A 23,413-nucleotide genomic window follows, 5' to 3' on the forward strand; every position below is an offset into this window, starting at 1 on the left:
ACGAATTTTCGTATTGTAAAATTAAAAGAATAGAAATAAGGGGGATACAAAGTGAGACAGACCCATATCAATGTATGTCCCCACGACTGCTGGGATACTTGCAGTATGCAGGTGACTGTAGAAAATGGGAAAGCGGTAAAGTTAAGGGGAAATCCGGAACATCCGGTGACCAAAGGGTTTCTCTGTGTGAAAGTCAACCATTATTTAGACCGGGTCTACCATAAAGACAGGGTTTTATACCCGATGAAGCGAATAGGAGCGAAGGGTGAAGGAATATTTGAAAGAATCACCTGGAATGAGGCCCTACAAGTGGTTACCGACCGATTCAAACAAATCATTGCTGAAGAGGGTCCGGAAGCGATTTTGCCTTACAGCTATGCCGGAACGTTGGGGCTTCTTAATTTTGCCAGTATGGATCGCCGTTTTTTTAACAAAATGGGAGCCTCCCAACTGGAAAGGACTATTTGTTCTGCAGCAGGTTCTGTAGCCCTTGATGTCACATATGGAACCAGAATGGGGATTGACCCTGAAGATATGGTTTATTCCAAGCTAATTATTGTTTGGGGAGTAAATCCTCTTACCTCTAATGTCCATCAGTTCCCAATCATTGAAGAGGCAAGAAAAAGGGGAGCAACGTTTGTTGTGATTGATCCCTATAGACATGAAACGGCGGAAAAAGCAGATATCCATATTCAGCCTCTGCCGGGAACAGATAGCGCCTTGGCCCTGGGCATCATGCATCTGCTGATCAAAGGAGATCATGTGGACCATTCATTCATCAAGAAATATGTCCAAGGCTATGATGAGCTAAAAGTAAGGGTGGAAGAATATACACCGGAAAGAACCGCGAAAATTACGGGGCTTCGGGAGGAAGAGATTGTTCAGTTGGCCCAGTTGTATGCTACCGTTAGGCCTTCTGTGATTCGTGCCGGCTATGGTATTCAGCGTCATACAAATGGCGGAGAAATTATTCGAAACATGTCTATTCTTCCTGCCTTGATCGGTGCCTGGGAGGAAAGGGGCGGAGGATTTTTGTTAAGCAACAGCAAGGCCTATCCCACCAATTCTGACCGTCTAACGAGACCTGACCTGCTTCAGGGGAACCCCCGGATGATCAATATGAATCAAATTGGTGAGGCTTTACTCAATGCGGAACCGCCCATTAAATCCATGTACGTGTACAACAGCAATCCGGCATGTGTCGCACCCAATCAAAATAAGGTTATCAAGGGTCTTATGAGGGAAGATCTGTTCCTTGTTGTCCATGAACAGTTGATGACAGATACGGCTAAGTATGCCGACATTCTTCTGCCGGCAACAACACAGCTGGAGCATTGGGATATCCATCCCTCTTATTGGCATTTATATATCCAGTTAAATGAACCGGCCATACAGCCTTTAGGGGAAGCCAAACCCAATACCGAGGTGTTTCGTTTATTGGCCAAAGGAATGGGCTATACAGATCCTTGCTTTAACGATAGTGATCTTGATTTAATCCGGCAGGCTTTAGAGACAGACCATCCCCACTATCGGGGAATCACTTTGGAATCATTGCTGGAGAAGAAATATATCAAATTAAATGTTGAGGATGAGTATTTTCAACCCTATAAGAAGGGATTCCCTACTTCAAGCGGAAAGATTGAAGTGAAATCAGAGAAAGTGAAGGAATTGGGTCTCGAGGATATTCCAAATTACCATCCATTAAAAGAAAGCAGGGAAGGAAATCCTGAGTTATACAGGAAATATCCATTAGCCTTTATTACGCCTGCTGCTAAACACTTTCTAAATTCTACCTTCGGCAATATTGACGTATTAAAAAGAAGGGAAAAGGAACCTACGGTATTTCTCCATCCCCTGGATGCATCCGCAAGAGGGATTGAAGACGGAGATCAGGTGAGAGTCTATAACGACCGGGGAGAATGTATCCTGACCGCCCGTGTCGGAAACAAAACCCGTCCCGGCGTAGCCATCAGCCCAAGTTTGTGGTGGGGGAAAAATGTGAACCAGACAACCTCTGACGCATTAACGGATATGGGGCGAGGAGCCACTTTTCATACCAATTTGGTACAGGTAGAAAAAATAGATTAATGAACGCTCACCTACGTGAAACATATCATGTAGGTGGGCTTTTTTATTGTTTATGATTTGTGTCCAGAACACTCGTGTTTTCAACCATGAAATGAATGGACGCTTTTGTCGAAATTCCCTTATGGAATTGTATGCTAAAACATGATATACTGTAATTGGGAACGTATGTTCTTTGACAACTGAATGATATGGGGTTAGTACAGGGAATCATCTGTACTGTAAAATCATTCGTGTACGAAGCCGAAGTCCAGTAGGCATAATAAAGTATGCGTAGGGTAGGAACTACCCGAAGTTACGCATGTGGAGATATGAACACTCGTTGGAGGTTCAGCCCAGGAATCTCGTGACTTCAGTCATGAGAGGTTCAAACGAAGGAATGCCTTCCTAATCATGATATCCAACATCGGATCTATCAGGTCAGGTATCTGGAAGAACAGTTAATTCATGCAGGAATACTCGTTGTAAGACAGGAGGAATTTCATAAATTGTTACGAATTTTTTGGAGAAAGCTTATTTTACAAATGTTTTCTATAGATAAAGAGGAGTGTCCAAAAATGATTCATCAATTTAGAATTGCTTCATCCAAACGTGACGAAATGATTGAAATCACCAATCAAGTAAAGGAAATTGTTTACCGGGTAGAGGTGGAGGAAGGATTGGCCATTGTTTATTGTCCCCATACGACTGCCGGGATTACGATCAATGAAAACGCAGATCCAGATGTGGTTCACGATTTACTGATGAGGTGGGATGAAATCTTTCCTTGGAAGCATGAAAAATATCGTCACTTCGAAGGGAACTCTGCCGCCCATATGAAGGCAAGTATGGTGGGAAGTTCACAAACTGTTCTGATCCAGAAGGGGAGGCTTCTATTGGGAAGATGGCAGGGAATTTACTTTTGTGAATTTGACGGACCAAGGGAAAGAACTTTTTTTGTCAAGGTGATGAAGGGTTAACAATTGTGGTTATCTGCAAAACCTACTGTCGCACCAACGGATATTGTGCGAACACTAAAAAGCATTTCAGCTATTGAATTGTTCAAATTTGCGAAATTTAAATAAAGCGTTTAAGAACTTCTTTAAAGGATTAGCGGAATACATGACTTTTTACACCAAGTCAGTACGATGATTGTCAAAAACCACGATATCATCTGTATGGAAGACTTGCATGAGAAAGGCATGGTCAAAAATCGTAAATTAGGCAAGTCGATTGCTGATGCGGGATGGAGCATGTTTAAAAATATGATTGCGTATAAAGCAAGTTGGGCAAACAAGACATTGGTTCAAGTAGAGCGTTTCTACCCATCGAGTCAAGAATGCTCTGCTTGCGGTAGTCGTTAACTTATGCCTTTACACTTGCGAACTTACATCTGTGAATCGTGCAATACTGCGATGGACAGGGACTACAATGCTTCCCTTAACATTGAACGAAGAGACCCCGTGTGGGCGTCAACTTTAGTCATGGAGTAAGTAAGTAAATAAATGGGCAAAGAAAGAGAAAAGAAAGAGATTGGTAATCGGAAAAATAATAAATAATCTGTTTAATTGAAGGGGGCAAATTCTCTTGTTGATTTTAAGGGGATCCCCTTTTTTTGTAATCCGTGATTTATAGAAGTAAAAAAAGGAAAAAAATTTAAATAAAATGGAAGGAGATTCCTCATTTTTTGGAGAATTATGTATGTGTATTTGATGTTAAAAATAAATTCTTCCGTAAGACAACTGATCTGTGAAATATACAATCAGATTTGAAATTAAGGATACATTTTGTTTTCAATAAGTGTTATGGACTTTTGCGATTTACTAGTCTTAATAAAAGGAGAAAATGTTACCAAATGCAATTTACATTAACGCTTATCAATCCATCATCAACTCATATTGTTCTGCCTCTCCACTACAATTATTTGATTCAATCGGCAATTTATCGTAGCCTAAGTCCTGATTTTGCTTCTTTTTTACACTCAACTGGCTATATGATCGATAAACGAAGATTTCCCCTTTTTGTATTTTCAAGGATTATTGGTTCTTTTCAAATTAATAAGGAACAAAAATGGATACGATTTTCCAATCCGGTACAGCTAATCATCTCTTCACCAATCTCTCAATTTATGCAAGATACCGCTCAACTATTATTATCTGAAGGGATTCAAATAGGTCAAAACAGATTAGAGGTAGATAAGCTGGAAATGTTGCAACCGAAAGTAACGAAAGAAGAAATCACAGTTGTGACGCAATCTCCAATAGTGGCCTATTCAACGTTCGTTCGGGGTGACGGGAAAAAGTACACATTGTATTACTCTCCAGGGGATAAGGAGTTTAAACGAATAGTCAGTGAGAATTTAATGCGAAAGGCTCGTCTGCTATATGGAGAAGACATTGATGTGTCGGGAATCGATATTCATTGTTACGGAAGGTATCGACGAGAAGTGGTCTTATACAAAGGAATCGTGATCAAAGGTTATAGCGGGAGGTTTATATTGAAAGGGGATCCTTGTTTATTGCAGACAGCCATAGATGCGGGGATAGGTAGTAAAAATTCGATGGGATTTGGATTGATTCAAACGATTCCTGAAAAGTGAGGTGGGAAAATGAATTTGCCACAAATTACGGCCTATATCGGTTCTAAGCAGCAGAAAAACCAACAACCATTGGAGAAATTAGTAAAAAGGCCAAAGGTGAAGTTGAAAGAGAATGAGCAACCCTATATTCTCTTTATGACTTTTGATCTGAATCATGATCAGATATATTTTGAACAGCCTTTACCCTATAATGAATTACAACCGACAGAGTTTCAATATTTCGGGAATAACTCTGCCGCAGCCCTCCAAAGTTATCTCGTTAGAGAAGTCGATTCACTTCACTATTTGTTGACAAGTGTCTGGAATGATCTCTACTTAGCGTTAAAGCAACAAGGTATGGAAGAATCTCAACTTAGCCAATTCATTCTTGAACTTCAAGAGCACTCGCTAATCACATTGGGTTCTAAAAAAGGGAATGGAACTCTTTCTCTCAATCGAATTCGTTTTCCTTCTTCTGATGTAACTTCGGTAGAATTGAAAAAAAAGAATAAGAGCCTGATCATAGACGGCAAAGAATATAAATATGAGTCGTTTATTCGTTGGGTTCAAGGAAATGAGAACAAATTTAACCGCTTTATCCTCCTCATTCCTCAAATTCGTAGAGGTGAAGAGGAAATTATTCTTTCGCAGCATCCAGACTACATACAATTTGTCATGAAATTAAATAATTTAGTATCAACCAACAAAGAGGAAGAGAGTTCTGCTCAGGGAGAACGTGTGTGTTATCTCTGTCAACAAAGAAAAGGTGATGTCTCAAGTCAATATTCAACCAAATTTAGTCGTGCGGGGATTAATAAGATTTTTACTACTACAACGATTAATTCCTCCCGCTATTACCCTAAAGGTGCTGATTATGATGATGCTTATTCATTGTGCAGGAAATGTTACCAGGATTTATTGGCTGGAGAAAAGGTGGTAGAACAACGGTTTCGGGGTACAATTGCTCGAGAAAGCGCCTTTATTCTTCCAGAGGGGGTAATGGAGTCTTTTGATTATGATTCTTTAGGAAAAATCAAAGACCAAATGGATTTTGCATTTCACAGTAGCGATGCGAATGAGTGGTTTAATGCGGTAGAAGCAGATGCCAGTTGGATGGAACAAAATCAATTTGTAGTAAATTTTATAATCTATAGAACTGATGGGAATTCTGTCACCGTTTTGGACTCGTTTGAAGATGTTCCTGTATTGCGCTTCATTCAAGTGATGGATCTATTTAGACACTATTCCAGGTTAATTAAACCCCATGTTAAAGGAATATCATTGGGAAGCATCTACCACATGGTTCCTGTCCGGGAAACAGATAAAGGGCAGATCGATGTGGGGCGTGTTCTTTCACTATACAAAGCTATCTTGTCCGGGCATCAGATCGATCGGGAAACCATCTATGCCTATGTGTCTGAAGCTTTGGACAAAGGCTTGAGGCAATTAATGAAGAGTAAGATGGATAATTATAAAAACCTCAATCTATACCAATATCAAAAAAGAGAAGATTTTTACATTAAGAGAATAACGATGAGTTATCTGGTTCTTATGCAAACGATACAGGCACTAAACTTGCCGAACAAACCATTTTTTCTACATATAGCTGAGGAGGGAGAAAGGATGAATGTGGATGATTCAAGAAAAGGATATCAGAAAAGCATTGAAGAGATGGAGAGTTTCCTAGGCCGTCAAGGATTTACAGATGAGGCAAAGGCATTATTCTATTTAGGAGCATTGGTACATCGGGTTGCAGTTGCCCAATATCTTAAAGAACATAAAACGAAGCCGATTTTAAAAAAGATTCAATTTCAAGGTATGAATCAGATTGGTATCTTACGGCTTTACGAAGAGGTGGTAGAGAAGCTAAGGCAGTATAATAAAATGACACTTTTTGCCGAAAATCTTATGAATCGATTTCATTATTATCACGGACCAATTCAAATGAAATGGCCACTTAGCGATCATGCTAATGTATTCTACATGATGGCAGGTTACTCGTATATGGTTGGAACGAAAGCTCCTGATCTGTCAAAAGAAGAGGAAATCTCATTGCAAGAAATGAATAAAGAGGGCAATGAATAATAGAATTGGAGGAGGATTTAAAAATGGTATTAACGCAGAATAGTGATTTTATCTTTGGTTTTGAAGCAACGATGACCAATCCGAATGGGGATCCTGACCAAGAGAATAAGCCCCGGATGGATTATGAAACGTCGACGGTCTTGGTCAGCGATGTACGCAGGAAACGGGATATTCGAGACTTTCTGAAGCAAAAAGGTTATCCCATTTTTGTCGATACTTTAGCCGACAAAAAAGTCCCAATGGATAAGATGTTTGAAACAATTCGGGATCAGTGGTTGGAAGACAAAGAAGCTTTTGAGAAGCTCTTTCAACAAAACGAGGAACTGCTTCGAGCATGGAACAGTTTAGCGGAATCGGATGGAACGAACTATAAAGAAATCTATTTGAAATTAATAAATGACAAAGAGAAAGTGAGAAAGAAAAAGTCAATGATTTCCGATTTTAACAATTTATTTCTAACCGATATAATTAAGAAATCCTTAATTGATATTCGCCTTTTTGGAAGTGCGATGGCTATAGAGGGAATTACACGAACATATACTGGTCCCGTTCAGGTTACATGGGGATACTCTCTTCATCCGGCGGAATTGGTTAAATCCAATACCATTACAACCATTATGAACGATGATGCTTCTAACTTTGGGAAAAAGCATAAGCTTTACTATGCCCTGATCGCTCATTACGGAACGATCAATAAATATAGTGCCAAATTAACAGGTATGACGGAAACGGATCGTCAATTATTTCGCAAATCATTGGTTCAAGGGATGATGAGTAACCAGACCGATAGCAAACAAGGGCAAACTCCGCTCTTTTATTTAGAGGTTATCTATCAACCGGAATTTGATGGTTATTTGGGAGATCTTCGACGCTTCTTAACAGTAACTTATGATGAACAGAAATCAATTCGCGGTTTACATGATTTGCAGGTGGATTTCACCCAATTATCCAAAACAATAGAGGAAATGAAGAAGAAAGACTATATAGACATGGTGGTTGGTTGGGTTCATCCGTTTGCCGATATGAATCATATAAAAAATTTGCCTAAGTATGAAATGGTGGATCTATGGGCTCCTATAAACAATGGATAAGGGGGCTAAGGGATGAAACTTCTGTCCTTTCGATTGCAAGGTAAGATGGCGCACTTTCGCCGTTATTATTCCAATTCCTCAGCGCTGTCCTATTCGATTCCCCCAAGAACCACTATTATAGGGATTCTAGCAGGTTTGTTAGGATATAAGCGAGATTCATATTATGATCTATTTGCTCTTGATCAATGTAAAATCGCGATGGCAAATTGTTCACCTATTAAAAAGCAGATGCAAAAAATGAATCTACTCAAAATTGAAAGGCCAAACGAATTTAATGGTTCGAACGAATATCACAGTCAAACCCCAACTGAATTGATTTTGCCGCAGAATATTCGTACGGGTATCATCGATTACCATATCTGGGTGTATCATAAGGATCCTAAGGTTATGGAAATATTGGAACAGTTGTTTCGCTCGACTTCATATGGATTTTCAAGTTATGGAATCTCATTGGCACTTGGCACGGCTTGCCATCTTGGGTGGTTGAAGTTTGAGAGTGAATGGGAAGGAGAATACAAAAATATTCCTGAATCTGTACATGTTGAATCCGTTATTCCCGCAAAATATGTGGAAAGATTGGAAGTGGAGGTTGATAAACAGCATGAATATCGTTTAGTCAAAGAGGATTTGCCTTTGGAATTTGATCAAGGACGCCGTCTTACCGAACATGGTAAAGGGAATATGATTATCAACCTCATCCCGTACCCAATCAAAGCAATTGTTACTTCTCATGTGAAACTTAATAATGGTCAAGCGATTACTTGGATGGAATAAGGATCTATATCATGTGGGTTCCTTTACTAGGGTGGTGTATGTAGTGTCTTATTATGCACATTATAGTCAGGAGAAGAACATTAAGCAGTCCTTGGCGGAACACCTGCATGCAGTATCAAAGATGGCGGTTGAAGCAATTCCTCCAACTGTCCATTTTCCAGAGCTTTCTAATCAAGAGCTTAAGAAGTTGATCCAATTAGAAGGCATTTTCCATGATTTTGGAAAATACACTGATTTTTTTCAAACATATTTGTTGGAAGGAAAAATATCTGAGCTGAAAGGTCATGCCCATATTTCTGCGTGTTTCTTTTATCCGTTAGTTTTAGATCAGCTTCCTGAATCAATAGAGAAAACACATAAGTTTGCGTGGGCATTTTTATTTTATTTGGCGGTTCGTTTACACCATAGTCACTTAACTTTAAAAAGATTGTTTGATCGTGAAGAAATGTGGGAGGTTCTTAAAAAGCAGGCTGACCATTTATTATCAAAAGGGGTAGAGGTATATCAGGACATAGGATTATCTTCAATTATTGACTTTAATAGATTTTGTGAATTTTTACAGATCGATGAATTGAAAAAAGATAATAGGTTCTTTTTACATATGCCCAACCATTTGTCAGTTGGCAGATTAAGAGATGTACAATGGTATTTTGCTTTGATCTATCTTTTCTCTCTGCTAATTGATGCGGATAAATGGGATTCAGCCGGCTTAGGCCGGAATGAAATCAAACGGGTTGGGTATAATCGAGTTTCTGCCTATTTAAGCGATAAACATGGTTCAGAAAAAACGTCTGAGCTTATAGAGCGAAGAGAAAATGCACGAAAAGAAATAATGGGGGTTATCCACGGACTCACGAGTGAAGTGCTTAAATCACAGCATTTTTTCACTTTGACTGCCCCTACGGGAATCGGAAAGACCCTTGCTTCTCTCCAGTGTGCTTTAGCATTACAGGAACGGATTCACGCGACCAAAAACTATACTCCTCGAATTATTACAGCAATTCCGTTTATTAACATCATCGAACAGACCCAGAGTGATTATAAAAACGTATTTGGGGATCAAATACGGGTGAGAACACATCACCGTTTAACTGATTTTTCAGTTCGGAATGATAAAGCAGAAGAGGAAATTGCCTTAGATCAACGATTAATGGAAGTGGAGTCGTGGGAAGCCGATGTAATCGTCACCACTTTTGTCCAACTTTTTCAATCGTTATTATGCGGAGAAAATCGATTGTTAAAAAAGGTTAATAAATTGGCGGGAAGTATTGTGATTTTAGACGAGATTCAGGCAATCCCAGATAAATATATGCCCTTAATCGGTGCTTTACTGCGAAAGCTATCTCATTATTATGGAACCCGCTTTATTCTAATGACAGCTACCCAGCCAAAACTGCTTGAATTGGGAGATCAATTATTAGGAAATAATGAACAAAAGCCTATTGAATTGTTACCTAACCATGAGCATTACTTCCAAAAATTAAATCGAACACAATTTGTTCCTCTTTTGGAAGAACGATACGATAACGAACAATTTATTTCTCTTTTTTTAAATTTGTGGAATCAGCAGCAATCTGCGCTAATTGTTGTCAACACAGTTAAACGGAGTATTGACCTTTTTCATTTATTAAAAATGAGGAAAGAAAATGGAGATATTTCTCCTGATGTACATTTGCACTACTTATCCACAAATATTGTTCCAAAGGATCGAAAAAAAGTGATTTTCTCAGTTAAAGAGAAACTTAGGAATAAACTGCCAGTTATCTTGGTGTCTACGCAAACCATTGAAGCAGGTGTTGATCTTGATTTTGATATTGGATTTCGTGATCTTGCTCCGATCGAATCCTTGGTACAAACAGCGGGGCGAATTAACCGGGAAGGGCGAAAGGGTGAATATTCACCACTATATATTGTTCAATTGGAAGAAGATCACCAACGTATCTACAAGTTGCATCATTTAGATCGGACGAAACGATTGTTAAAAAATAAGAAACAGATTTTAGAACCGGAATATAGAAAAATTATAGAGTCTTATTATAAAGAGATGATAAAGGCTGGAATTCCCGATGAATCTCGAACATTATGGAATGAAGGTGTAGTAGGATTAGATTTCGACAAGTTAAAGGAGTTCCAACTAATTGAAAAACTTGGTGAAGTAGTGGATGTCTTTGTTGAGTTTGAAGATGATCATGAGTCTACGCTGCTTGCCGATGCCTATGAGGAACTAATGCAGAACGATTGGAAGCCCAATGCGATTTATCATGTAGTCGACGACTCAATTTTGAACGTGATTGGTGATACGCCATCCCCTTATGACCGAAAGGCACTTCTTCATCTAATATTGGCAAAGATGAGTAATTATATGGTACAAATTAGAGTAAAACGAATCATTCATAATCGACCATTAAATTTATCTGCACGCAATGATGTTGAGGCGAAATTTTTTTGGATCCCGCCAAGCGAGGTTGGGCGCTATTACGACAGGGAAACAGGTTTTAAAGATGAGTCAGGAGAGGCATTTGTTTTGTAACAGTCTATAAATGGCAATCCAGTTTTTGATCTATTCCAGTGAAGTTTAATTATCCGTTAACAGAATGGCAACCATCTGTTCTACTTCCTGTATTATATGGTAATTCGATACAGTGATAAGGATTTTGGAATCATTTATTAGTCTGGAGGAATCTAATGCATGGATTATGAGATGGAAGTAACAGGAACGCACATTTGGTATTACTATATCTGTCACCGTGAGGTATGGATGATTGTTCATCAGCTTGCACCTGATCAGGAAGATGACAATATTGAAATTGGCCGGTTTTTATCTGAACATACTTATCAGCGAAACAAAAAAGAGGTTGTGATAGGTAATATAAAAGTTGATCGGATACGAAAAGAAGGGGAGCAATTAATCATCGGTGAGGTAAAAAAGTCATCACGCTATAAACAGAGTGCACGTTTCCAACTGCTTTATTATTTGGATACTTTGCGAAATATGGGGATTCAGGCTAAAGGGGAGCTCCTTTTTCCTGAAGAGAAAAAGAAAGAAATCCTCGAATGGACAGCTCAAGATAAAGAAGAATTGGACAAAGCCATTGGGGATATTCAAAGGATTGCTCGACTTCCAGTACCTCCCTCACCTAAGAAAATCTCCTTCTGTAGCAACTGTGCTTATCGCGAATACTGTTGGGCGGAGGGAACGGAATGAAAAAAACATTGTACATTTTTCAAAGTGGTGAACTCAGACGGAAAAACAATAGTCTTTATTTTGAAACGGATGGGAGAAAAAAATACATTCCGGTTGAAGATATTGGAGATATCTACATTTTTGGTGAAGTTGATGTTTCTAAAAAGTTTTTGGAATTCGCTTCTCAGAAGGGAATTTGTCTTCATTATTTTAATCGCTACGGCTATTATATGGGGACGTTTTATCCGCGTGAACATCTAAATGCCGGGCATATAATTTTAAAACAGGCTGAACATTATCTCGATACGACAAAAAGAATACTATTGGCGAGATCATTTATTACGGGGGCATTGAGACAGATGTGCCAAGTGTTGAAATATTACCGAGGACGTCTTCAGAAGGGAAAAGGAGAAATAGAAGATATACTGGTTCAACTTCAATCCGAAAAGGAAACAGCAAATGAACGGGGAGAAAGCGTAGAGGAGTTAATGGCATTTGAGGGGCATGCTAGGGAAAAGTATTACAAGGCATTCGATTACATTCTGAATCATCCCGATTTTGTATTTGAAAAAAGATCGCGAAGACCTCCATTAAACAGATTAAATGCCTTAATTAGTTTTGGAAATTCCATCTGCTATACAATGGTATTAAGTGAAATTTATAAAACTTATTTAGACCCAAGAATTGGGTATTTACATGCCACAAATTTTCGAAGATTTTCTCTAAATTTAGATGTGGCGGAAATCTTTAAGCCGATTATGGTTGATCGTTTAATATTCACACTGATAAACAAAAAAATGATTACAAAAAAAGATTTCGACAAACATACGGATGGAATTTTGCTGTCAGAAGAGGGAAGGAAAAAATTTATTGTTGAGCTAGATAACCGTATGAAAACTACGGTTAATCACCGACACCTTGGAAAATCAGTATCCTATCGAAGATTAATAAGATTAGAGATTTATAAAATCCAGAAGCACATTCTAGATGAAAAAATTTACGAACCTTACCAGTCTTTATGGTAGGCAGGTGATGCGAATGTTTGTTATCCTAGTTTACGATTTTAATGAGAAAAGGGTATCAAAAGCTCTTAAAATCGCAAGGAAATATTTATATTGGGTTCAGAACTCGGTGCTAGAAGGAGAAATTTCAGATGCGAATTACTTCAAATTAAAGATGGAATTAACTAAAATTATGCATCCTGACGAAGATTCAGTTATATTTTACACTTTCCGAACACAAAAATACTCAAAGAGAGAAGAAATCGGCCTGAGAAAAGGCGGAGATGAGAATATCCTATAATGGGCTTGTCGTCGACTCCCAATAGCGTAGTAGTCCAAGGGAATCGACGACATCTTTATTGTTCAAGATAGACGTTCTGGTAGCAAGAAAATGTAAGAAAAATGGAGATTGTTCCATTGTAACATTATTAAGGGAAATGTGATTGTTGTAAGATGAATTATATAGTAAAATTACCATAAGAACAGGATTCTTTTGGGGTTTTGATCGTACCTATAAGGAATTGAAACTGGTGGATACCCTAAAGGAGGAATAAAAATGCAAAGTTTTGATCGTACCTATAAGGAATTGAAACTATAATAATATGTAATAATATATATATTGGAGGTCTGTTTTGATCGTACCTATAAGGAATTGAAACAAAACAATAACAGCCAAGGTGTTGGTCAAGGATACGGTTTTGATCGTACCTATAAGGAATTGAAACGATATGTTGGCTGCATATTGGATAGCAATAGACACAGTTTTGATCGTACCTATAAGGAATTGAAACATTTTCGCCACAATAGAAACGGGTAAATTCATTGGGGTTTTGATCGTACCTATAAGGAATTGAAACCAGGAGTAAGGACATTAAAACGGATTAAGAAACTACGTTTTGATCGTACCTATAAGGAATTGAAACTACGTGTATCCGAAACTCCAAAAGTAAGATTCCCTAAAGTTTTGATCGTACCTATAAGGAATTGAAACTGACTTTATAATGAAGGAAAGGGAAAAGGAGGATTTGTTTTGATCGTACCTATAAGGAATTGAAACACGGAAAAGAAGCATAAAATCCTGGTGACAAGAAAAGTTTTGATCGTACCTATAAGGAATTGAAACCGACCTTTGCTTCCTTTTCGTTCACGATAAATTGCCGTTTTGATCGTACCTATAAGGAATTGAAACCTGGAATGCTTTGTTGTGGATACCCTTGAAAATTGTAGTTTTGATCGTACCTATAAGGAATTGAAACCAAAGGATAGCGATTGTATATTAGGCTTCCTCTTTGGTTTTGATCGTACCTATAAGGAATTGAAACTCGATTAAAAGATTTGGCCACAAAATATTTAAAAGAGCGTTTTGATCGTACCTATAAGGAATTGAAACCTATTATTTTCACTATTCCACCTCCCTTACGCTTTTGAGTTTTGATCGTACCTATAAGGAATTGAAACTCGAAAAGCATTACGAGCGAGTGATCGGCGAAAATCCAGTTTTGATCGTACCTATAAGGAATTGAAACAATCCTCCTTAACACGGATAAAATCGAATATGTCCGGGTTTTGATCGTACCTATAAGGAATTGAAACCACGATCGATCGTATCTTGACGAAGGTAAAACATTTTCGTTTTGATCGTACCTATAAGGAATTGAAACACGATATGCCACATAGCAGATACCCATATCTGCTCGTTTTGATCGTACCTATAAGGAATTGAAACTGTTTCTCCTTTCAGTGGAAGGTTGATGCCTCATGTGTTTTGATCGTACCTATAAGGAATTGAAACCTTTTGGAGTTTCGGATACACGTATAAATGTTGGATGTTTTGATCGTACCTATAAGGAATTGAAACCAATACATGACGAGGTCGGTGTGTACGTGCCGAAAACGGTTTTGATCGTACCTATAAGGAATTGAAACAAGTCAATTCTTCGCTGATCACTGGAACATCTTATACGTTTTGATCGTACCTATAAGGAATTGAAACATTGACATCTATTCCCTATCCTTTCGGCTTCCAACGTTTTGATCGTACCTATAAGGAATTGAAACTTTGGAAAGTATTTCCTTCTTTCCATTGACTGCACTAGTTTTGATCGTACCTATAAGGAATTGAAACATACTCACCTTTCCTGACAACAAACAATATATGAAAGTTTTGATCGTACCTATAAGGAATTGAAACACATTCATGAAGGATGTTGTTCACCATGGCTGTCAAAGTTTTGATCGTACCTATAAGGAATTGAAACTATGAATAAAATACAAAGTAAGCGATATAGAAATAACCTAGTTTTGATCGTACCTATAAGGAATTGAAACCCTTCATTGTTAAAATTTCCATCATTTGGAAAGCCAAGTTTTGATCGTACCTATAAGGAATTGAAACATAGCAGATTTTAATAGCACAAAAAGACTTGGACATAGTTTTGATCGTACCTATAAGGAATTGAAACTTCCAATTCCTCCATCCCGGCGAGCCTCCGACCCCGTTTTGATCGTACCTATAAGGAATTGAAACCCCATATCTGCTATATCAAAAAGGGTACTATGTGAAGTTTTGATCGTACCTATAAGGAATTGAAACCGCCATATACATATGGTGTAAGCTATGGAAGGATGGGTTTTGATCGTACCTATAAGGAATTGAAACACAATTCTAGAAAAGATATTTAACAATGTCATGAAGGAGTTTTGATCGTACCTATAAGGAATTGAAACCGGAAACCCCTTCTCAGTTGGCGGCAGCCCCTTTTCCGTTTTGATCGTACCTATAAGGAATTGAAACTGCCACTGCCTGCACCTGCGACTACTGCCATATCTTCAGTTTTGATCGTACCTATAAGGAATTGAAACAACATAACCCGTTCATCTGGTGTTAAGCGAAAATGGGAGGTTTTGATCGTACCTATAAGGAATTGAAACAATGTAAAAATGGTATTTTTCCTTGTTCTTCTATTCGTTTTGATCGTACCTATAAGGAATTGAAACACTTTTCTCCGTATGCAGAGGACAAGCAATATGGGGGTTTTGATCGTACCTATAAGGAATTGAAACTTCCAGGAATCGCTCAAATCAGCGAAAGATTGCATCGGTTTTGATCGTACCTATAAGGAATTGAAACCTATGGGCTTTTTTAAATTAAACACTTCTGGAACAAGTTTTGATCGTACCTATAAGGAATTGAAACTTGATTTTCACGAAGCCGACGGATCAATAGGAATTTAGTTTTGATCGTACCTATAAGGAATTGAAACAACATTGTTGCAAATAAATTCGTATATGGATAATGGTTTTGATCGTACCTATAAGGAATTGAAACAAGACTTTCCTTTCTTTGACACAAACGGTCTAACCGTTTTGATCGTACCTATAAGGAATTGAAACCACGATCGATCGTATCTTGACGAAGGTAAAACATTGTTTTGATCGTACCTATAAGGAATTGAAACTTGTGAAATACAAGGTCATCACTATGTGGGATTTTCCGTTTTGATCGTACCTATAAGGAATTGAAACATTGACGCGTTTGAAACGGGAAAAGACATTCACTCAGTTTTGATCGTACCTATAAGGAATTGAAACCTCTTTAAATAAGGCCCGCCTTCGCCAAACGCCTCCGTTTTGATCGTACCTAAAAGGAATTGAAACTGTCGCTGGTACGAACGGATTCTCTAGTGGACCGGTGTTTTGATCGTACCTATAAGGAATTGAAACCGATGTATCCAATTGGGTTTCCATCTCCCCATTTGAGTTTTGATCGTACCTATAAGGAATTGAAACCACGCTAAGTATCTATATAAAAGCAGACAAGACCCTGTTTTGATCGTACCTATAAGGAATTGAAACCTGAAATCGGATGAGTATCGAGAAAAGGTGGCTCGGTTTTGATCGTACCTATAAGGAATTGAAACCACTTTTTGCAATCCCTTGGATTGCTAATTCCTTTGTTTTGATCGTACCTATAAGGAATTGAAACAAGGGTATACTTGGGGTTTGCTGAAATATCAATAAATCCAGTATTAACAAGGATTTTAGGCATGTTATATCGAATTTATGTGTAAGGATTTTTACAGAAATGATGAAAAAACCTTGCACATGGAGTGAGTGAATATGTATAAAATGACCGAACATCAAATGATCATGCCGGATGACTTTTTCCTCCCCTTTGGCGGGAAATTAAACAAAGAAAATCGGTGGGTCCAATTGTCTCATCTCATACCTTGGTGGAAGGTGGAAAAAGTCTACGCCAAACGGTTTGAGAAGAAAATTAAAGGCAGACAGGCTGTATCTGTCCGTGTAGCCCTCGGCGCCCTGATCATTCAAGAACGATTGGGAACGACTGACCGGGAAACCGTACAGCAGATCACGGAAAATCCCTATTTGCAGTACTTCATCGGACTGCCCGGTTTTCAGGAAAAAGCCCCTTTTCATCACTCACTCATGACGCATTTTCGTAAAAGACTCAATAAAAAAGCGATCAACCAGATCAATGAATGGATTGCCCTAGAAGCACAGCATCAAGATGAAGATGATCATCATGATGATCATGATGATGACGAACCCGATCAAGAAACCATGGAAGAAACTGAATCGAATGAGGAATCATCCGAATCAACGCCCAACCAGGGAAAGTTATTGCTGGATGCGACCTGTGCACCTGCCGACATTGCTTATCCGACCGACTTGTCCTTGCTCAATGAAGCCCGTGAAAAGCTGGAAGAGATGATAGATGTCCTGCATGCTCCCCACCAGGGAAAAAAGATGAAACCACGGACGTATCGCAGGAAAGCACGTCAAGCTTACTTGTCCGTAGCGAAACAAAAACAGGTGAGTGGACGTAAACTCCGTAAGGCTATCGGTCAGCAACTGAGGTTCATTGAGCGGGACTTGAAACACATTGCCAGACTTCAAGAGAATAGCAGTCTAACGTTATTGAACAAGCAACAATACAAACAGCTTCTGGTGATTAACGAATTGTACCGGCAACAGAAGGTCATGTATATGAACCGATCTCATCGCATCGAGGATCGGATCGTCAGCATCAGCCAGCCCCATGTACGCCCCATCGTACGTGGAAAGGCCAAAGCCAATGTGGAGTTCGGGGCCAAAATAGCCGTCAGTCTTGTAGACGGTTACGCTTTTATGGAAAAACTGGATTGGAATAACTACAACGAGGCGAACACTTTGCAGCAATCCGTTGAAGCCTACCGAAAACGGCATGGTTGCTACCCGGAAGCTGTTCTCGCAGATAAGATTTATCGAAACCGTGAGAACCTTCGGTATTGTAAGGAACGAAACATCCGGCTCAGCGGACCAAAACTGGGACGACCGCCTAAACAGGAACAAGCCGAACAGAAACAACTCGCTCAAAGAGATGCGTCAGAGCGTAATGCCATTGAAAGTAAATTTGGTGAAGGCAAGCGCAGATATGGTCTGGGGCTTATTCAAGCACGCCTTCAACAGACCAGTGAGACCGTGATTGCTCTACAATTCCTGGTGATGAACCTGGAACACAAGTTACGGCTTCTTTTTTACTCATTTTTTAAATGGTTAATACACGGTTCAAAACGTCCTGTAGCAGTTTAGGTCATTTGTTCAGCAAGCCCTACTTGATCCCAAGTAGCAGTTATAGGTGAGTTTTGATCGTACCTATAAGGAATTGAAACAAAACTTTCCGCTTTGCCGAAGTTCCACATCAAAAACAGTTTTGATCGTACCTATAAGGAATTGAAACCAATAACGTTCACAATTTGAGATGGTAAAAAGCTAAGTTTTGATCGTACCTATAAGGAATTGAAACACCAATCCGCACATTGCATCATAGCGTCTCGATCAAGTTTTGATCGTACCTATAAGGAATTGAAACAAGAAATTTCGGCCAGTCAAATGCAGATTGCGTATTTGTTTTGATCGTACCTATAAGGAATTGAAACTTTCTATGGTTAGTCAAGTAGGCTTTCCTATTGTTGGTTTTGATCGTACCTATAAGGAATTGAAACTAGTATGTCGTTCCATTATCTAATCCTTGGACTTGAGTTTTGATCGTACCTATAAGGAATTGAAACATTTTAACAATTTTAGTTGATCAATAACTGTTTTAAGTTTTGATCGTACCTATAAGGAATTGAAACCAAAAATTGTATTTGAAGGTGAAAAACGTTGCGAACGTTTTGATCGTACCTATAAGGAATTGAAACTGAATACGAAAGAACTCCTCCAATAAATGAGGGAAAGTTTTGATCGTACCTATAAGGAATTGAAACATCAAATACTCCGTAGGCTTGATTGGCTTTTTAGGCGTTTTGATCGTACCTATAAGGAATTGAAACTTAATAACGAAAATGCTAAAAGCATTAAAAGAAAAGTTTTGATCGTACCTATAAGGAATTGAAACTGATGAAATACTTACATATAGGGATTCCATTTCAAAGTTTTGATCGTACCTATAAGGAATTGAAACACCCTCTCCCCTTCTTTAGGTGGTGGTTCTTTTGTGTTTTGATCGTACCTATAAGGAATTGAAACGAAGGTGGATGTAGCAGGCGACCGCCCGTAGGGCGGGTTTTGATCGTACCTATAAGGAATTGAAACCTATTTCAGCCAATACTTATCAAATCACCGGACTGTGTTTTGATCGTACCTATAAGGAATTGAAACTTTAATCAATCGCTTTGCACCTCATTTCAAAGTGTAGTTTTGATCGTACCTATAAGGAATTGAAACGGTTGCATCATTTGTTGCATGATCATGTTTTCATCCGTTTTGATCGTACCTATAAGGAATTGAAACCAAAAAATACAATTGAATTTTTTTCAGCCTCGACAGTTTTGATCGTACCTATAAGGAATTGAAACAAACTAAAGTAAGCGATTTTAAATATACCATTCATGGGTTTTGATCGTACCTATAAGGAATTGAAACCAAATTGTGTAACTCTCCGCAAAGGAACAGCCACGTCTCGGTTTTGATCGTACCTATAAGGAATTGAAACTTGTGCCATTTGAAAAATACCTTACATAGTCATAGGAAAGTTTTGATCGTACCTATAAGGAATTGAAACTGAAATTTTCTGCTGTCGGTCGTCTTTTTGATGTTCGGTTTTGATCGTACCTATAAGGAATTGAAACTTGGCTTTCCAGATGACGGGAATTTTAATGGCGATGGGTTTTGATCGTACCTATAAGGAATTGAAACACAAATACCAGCTTGTAATACCATAATCATGAACAGGTTTTGATCGTACCTATAAGGAATTGAAACCCGTGTAAATATCCCGGATTTCCGCATTCACTACAGGTTTTGATCGTACCTATAAGTGTAAACTTGCAGATTAATTAGGACGGTCTTTTTCACATTGCTTAAGTGTTGTCATTCTTTCTAAACTGAAAATCATCTTCCGTTTTCACAATCTTTGGTTGCGGTTTTGCACATTATTTTAGCGCAGAAAAGGAACCCGAAGATGTCTATTTTATGTTACAAGTAAGTAGAATAGAGGAAACGGTTATAACAAAAAAGAAAAGCCCATGAAGGGCTGGGGAGTGATTGGTTCAATCTATAATCACTGTATATCTTTCATTGGGGTGCAAATAAAATTTAGTAAATTCAAATGTCGTATGGCCAAATAACACATACCATTGGGTGTCTAATTCCAATCGGCAAGAAAGAAAATCTTCTCCGATACGAATGGATAAAAGTTCGCCACAATACATATCAAAACAATACTCATTTTGCGAATAAGCCTCCCAACGATCCGTTTCCTCACAGTAGATTAAATCATGGGTGATATCCATTGCATCTGACCCTCCCATTATGATTGATCGTTACATCGCTAACTCTTCTGCAGCCATACGGACGACTTCCGAATCAATTTGTTCTTTTTTTAATTGACATCCATACATTAATGCATGCGTAGCGAGATTATTGATTAAACGAGGCCAACCTCTTGATCGTGAGGCCATCGCTTCTATGCCATCTTCGGTAAAGATGGCATGATGGGCACCCGCCATCTCCATATGATGTTGCACATAGCCAGCGACCTCTTCTCTCGTTAGTGCTTCCAATTTGTAACGCATGATTATCCGTTGGGCTAACGGACGATTTTGGTTTAACGCGAGACGGTGCAGGAGATGGGGTAAACCCGTAAAAACAAGCACAAAAGGATTTTTTGAATCCATATAAAAGTTAAACAGGATACTCACATCATGGAGAAATTGGTCTTTGGCCATCTGCATTTCATCCAAAATAAACACGGGGGTTATCTTACGTTCGGAATAGAAACGTTGCACTGCGAGTTGAATCTGGCGAAAAAGATCCACTTTCCGGTATTTCGGTTCTTCGCCCAGTTCATAAGCCAGTCCCCGGTAAAAATCGATCACCGAGCCGGTGGAAAGCGGAAAATACATCACCTTGTACAAAGATGGATTCAAACTTTTTGCAAAAGAGCGTAAAGCGAATGTTTTACCCACACCGGGCTCACCGACCAAGACACCCATGCCACGTGTGTTCTTCAAATAGTTCAATGCCGCGGTCGCTTCCTTAAAAGCGGTAGAAGCGAAAGCATCCATTTCTTTTATTTCTTTTCCAAAAGGCGTACGAGTAAGGGAATAAAAGGACTTATACATGCTCTCCCTCCTCGGTCAACGATTGAAAGGACATTTGGGGACGATCCCGTTTGACATGAGCATTATCCGTAAAATTGACCGGTTTCGCTTCTATGATCGCTTGTCCATCTTCATAGACCCAAATGTTGCTTTCATCATAGCGCACCTCGATGCGTTGGCCGATAAACCGGGGAGGGACTTCATAAAGCTGTCCATGCAAGGAAAAGGTTGCGTCGTGTTTGACTTTTCGATGGTCGCGTTTAAGAAACAATGGATCGAGTAGAGCCGGATCCCCTAACATACGCACACGATCCACCTGAGAGAGATACACCTCTAGCGGGGTTTTACCCTCTAGGGAAGCATGCGGCTTTCGATGGTAATCTTCCTCTAGCCATTGCCAGAACCGCTCGTTCAATTCCTGCAAAGAAGTCGCTGGACGTACCCTAAGCCGGGTAAAGAAGCGCGTTTTCACGGTACGAAAAAACCGTTCAATTTTGCCTTTACTAGCCGCATCATAGGGCTGCGTATGCGTCAGGGTAATGCCAAGGCTGGCACAAGCCACATGTAATGTGTCGGCACGATATATCTTACCATTGTCTGCATAGACGATTTTAGGAAGCCCTCTGCGAATCAGTGCTTCTTTAAAGACGGTACGGAGTCCATCAAATTTCTCATTCGGGAAGAACTGTGCAAAAGGAACAATTCTACTGCAATCATCGATGAAAGCAATAAGATACGTTTTCAGCTTCTTCCCCGAATCCGTCGACAGATACACACCTTCACTCAGATCTCCTTGCCATAGCATATTGACAGTGTCGTAAGCAAAGCGTTTACGATCCGGACTTTGCAGCAGTTCTTTCCCGAGTAGGCCGTGTTTTTTTAATAAACGGTATATGGTTGTGTAGGAGACTTCCTTCGGAAGAATCTCTCCATCTTCGATTAATTGATCGTAAAACACGGATGCCGGTATTCCCGGATGCTTTTTCCTCAACGACAAAAGATGATCCTGGTCTTCCGAAGTTAAGGCGCGGGATGTCCCTCGATCTGATCGGTGTTTTGGTTTTAAGGCTTCAAATCCGTATCGTTGGTAGCAGCGAAGCCAAGATTGAATCGTTTTTGCAACAAATTCGCGTTCCCCATAATAAGGTACCTGGTGTTTCTGGCTGGCGAGTTTCTGTAGATACGCTTTTGGATCCTTCACCTGTCCGTTCATCAACGGGGCAATGAGCCCAAAACGGAACAAAGCGATGCTTTCGCGTGTTTTTTCATCCATATTGCTGCCTCCTCATCATCATTTGAAAGAGAGGCTAGCCGGCTAACCTAGTATATATACTGATTTCTATTGTAAGGGAGTCGAAGAATAGTCACTATGAAAAGGTTATGTGGAAGGGTGATTATTTTCTATTTGGACTCCCTGTGGTACAATGAATATGCAAGTTACTTGGCCATAAAGCTGCGTTGGAAGTGACCTCGTGACCTTCTTAAGAAGGGTGCTTCGCCAAAAGCTGAGATCATTTCAAGCAGGTTTATGGCTTTTGCTTTTTCATCATCCGGGATCTTCTCCTTCCATCCTTGATGACGAAAGAACATTATTACTTGAGTGAGCTGGCTACAAAACCGTTTGACATAGAACCTGATTAATTGCCGGATCCTCTCATTCATAGGCGTTTTAGCCTGAACCAATCTCTCCTTCAATCTCTTCATCACAAAGGATAAGGTGTACTGAAAATAGGGAATAAGGAAGTCGGGGAGAAGGGAAAAGGTTTGGTTACAAGAACGACATTTGAGACGACAGATGGGAATGCGGTAGGAAACACCGTCTTCCAAGGCATTCCGTTCATAGAAGCCATGTCTTTTGAGGCGATTTTGCGCTTTACAGGCAGGACATTGATGAAAGTCTGGGAAGTGGTTATTTCTACCCTGTTTCGCATAAGAGGCCAGTGTTTGTGCACATTCATAGATGAGGATCATGTCCATCCCTCATTCATGGAGCGTATCTACCGCGCTTACGCTTGCTCTCTTCTCAT

General features: G+C 39.3%; 15 protein-coding genes, 1 pseudogene and 2 CRISPR repeat arrays. Of the genes and pseudogenes, 12 read left to right on the plus strand and 4 right to left on the minus strand.

The genetic code is table 11. The annotated features are described in order from the left end of the window. The first annotated feature begins 51 nt into the window (after positions 1-51). The 12 genes and pseudogenes from L1765_RS08495 to L1765_RS08550 all read left to right on the plus strand — a co-directional run bounded on the left by L1765_RS08495 (position 52) and on the right by L1765_RS08550 (position 18,372). On the plus strand, positions 52-2,088 hold the full coding sequence (locus L1765_RS08495) for a molybdopterin-containing oxidoreductase family protein (RefSeq protein WP_236406322.1): 2,037 nt from the start codon (positions 52-54) through the stop codon (positions 2,086-2,088). Positions 2,089-2,642: 554 nt separating this feature from the next. Continuing rightward, entirely contained in the window at positions 2,643-3,044 is a 402-nt protein-coding gene (locus L1765_RS08500) for a secondary thiamine-phosphate synthase enzyme YjbQ (protein WP_236406323.1), read from the plus strand. A gap of 138 nt (positions 3,045-3,182) precedes the next feature. After that, positions 3,183-3,557, plus strand: a pseudogene (locus L1765_RS08505) (RNA-guided endonuclease InsQ/TnpB family protein). A 362-nt stretch (positions 3,558-3,919) separates the two neighbouring features. After that, positions 3,920-4,663: a CRISPR-associated endoribonuclease Cas6 gene (gene cas6, locus L1765_RS08510; RefSeq protein WP_236406324.1), complete on the plus strand. Its 744-nt coding sequence runs from the start codon at positions 3,920-3,922 to the stop codon at positions 4,661-4,663. Positions 4,664-4,672: 9 nt separating this feature from the next. Continuing rightward, complete coding sequence (locus tag L1765_RS08515; RefSeq protein ID WP_236406325.1) at positions 4,673-6,727, plus strand: TM1802 family CRISPR-associated protein; 2,055 nt, start codon at positions 4,673-4,675, stop codon at positions 6,725-6,727. A gap of 23 nt (positions 6,728-6,750) precedes the next feature. Further along, entirely contained in the window at positions 6,751-7,818 is a 1,068-nt protein-coding gene (locus L1765_RS08520; protein ID WP_236406326.1) for a CRISPR-associated protein, read from the plus strand. Between the two features lie 33 nt (positions 7,819-7,851). Continuing rightward, positions 7,852-8,592, plus strand: coding sequence for a CRISPR-associated protein Cas5 (cas5, locus tag L1765_RS08525; RefSeq protein WP_236406327.1), 741 nt, complete (start codon positions 7,852-7,854; stop codon positions 8,590-8,592). 43 nt (positions 8,593-8,635) lie between these two features. Further along, entirely contained in the window at positions 8,636-11,122 is a 2,487-nt protein-coding gene (cas3, locus tag L1765_RS08530; protein WP_236406329.1) for a CRISPR-associated helicase Cas3', read from the plus strand. Between the two features lie 159 nt (positions 11,123-11,281). Continuing rightward, positions 11,282-11,797 (plus strand): CRISPR-associated protein Cas4, encoded by a 516-nt coding sequence (gene cas4 / locus L1765_RS08535; RefSeq protein WP_236406330.1) that lies wholly within the window; start codon positions 11,282-11,284, stop codon positions 11,795-11,797. Beyond that, positions 11,794-12,801: a type I-B CRISPR-associated endonuclease Cas1b gene (gene cas1b / locus L1765_RS08540; protein ID WP_236406331.1), complete on the plus strand. Its 1,008-nt coding sequence runs from the start codon at positions 11,794-11,796 to the stop codon at positions 12,799-12,801. Before cas4 ends, cas1b begins: the two co-directional genes overlap by 4 nt. A gap of 13 nt (positions 12,802-12,814) precedes the next feature. Beyond that, positions 12,815-13,078: a CRISPR-associated endonuclease Cas2 gene (gene cas2 / locus L1765_RS08545; protein WP_236406333.1), complete on the plus strand. Its 264-nt coding sequence runs from the start codon at positions 12,815-12,817 to the stop codon at positions 13,076-13,078. A gap of 197 nt (positions 13,079-13,275) precedes the next feature. Continuing rightward, a CRISPR array of direct repeats spans positions 13,276-16,762; the repeat unit is 30 nt; unit sequence GTTTTGATCGTACCTATAAGGAATTGAAAC. 134 nt (positions 16,763-16,896) lie between these two features. After that, positions 16,897-18,372, plus strand: a complete 1,476-nt coding sequence (locus tag L1765_RS08550) for an IS5 family transposase (RefSeq protein WP_236406335.1) — start codon at positions 16,897-16,899, stop codon at positions 18,370-18,372. Between the two features lie 50 nt (positions 18,373-18,422). Further along, a CRISPR array of direct repeats spans positions 18,423-20,046; the repeat unit is 30 nt; unit sequence GTTTTGATCGTACCTATAAGGAATTGAAAC. Between the two features lie 287 nt (positions 20,047-20,333). On the opposite strand, the gene L1765_RS08555 is transcribed toward L1765_RS08550, so the two are convergent. The 4 genes from L1765_RS08555 to L1765_RS08570 form a co-directional block, all read right to left on the minus strand. Beyond that, the gene (locus L1765_RS08555; RefSeq protein WP_236406337.1) at positions 20,334-20,576 is read right to left on the minus strand and encodes a DUF5348 domain-containing protein; all 243 of its coding nucleotides are present in this window, start codon (positions 20,574-20,576) and stop codon (positions 20,334-20,336) included. Between the two features lie 30 nt (positions 20,577-20,606). Then, the gene (locus L1765_RS08560) at positions 20,607-21,407 is read right to left on the minus strand and encodes an ExeA family protein (RefSeq protein WP_236406338.1); all 801 of its coding nucleotides are present in this window, start codon (positions 21,405-21,407) and stop codon (positions 20,607-20,609) included. Further along, positions 21,400-22,659 carry a helix-turn-helix domain-containing protein gene (locus L1765_RS08565; protein ID WP_236406340.1) on the minus strand — a complete coding sequence of 420 codons (1,260 nt, stop codon included), beginning with the start codon at positions 22,657-22,659 and terminating at the stop codon, positions 21,400-21,402. Before L1765_RS08565 ends, L1765_RS08560 begins: the two co-directional genes overlap by 8 nt. A gap of 164 nt (positions 22,660-22,823) precedes the next feature. Continuing rightward, the gene (locus L1765_RS08570; RefSeq protein ID WP_236406342.1) at positions 22,824-23,357 is read right to left on the minus strand and encodes a DUF6431 domain-containing protein; all 534 of its coding nucleotides are present in this window, start codon (positions 23,355-23,357) and stop codon (positions 22,824-22,826) included. Between the last annotated feature and the right edge of the window lie 56 nt (positions 23,358-23,413).

The sequence above is a fragment of the Microaerobacter geothermalis genome, from assembly GCF_021608135.1.
Lineage (GTDB): Bacteria > Bacillota > Bacilli > DSM-22679 > DSM-22679 > Microaerobacter > Microaerobacter geothermalis.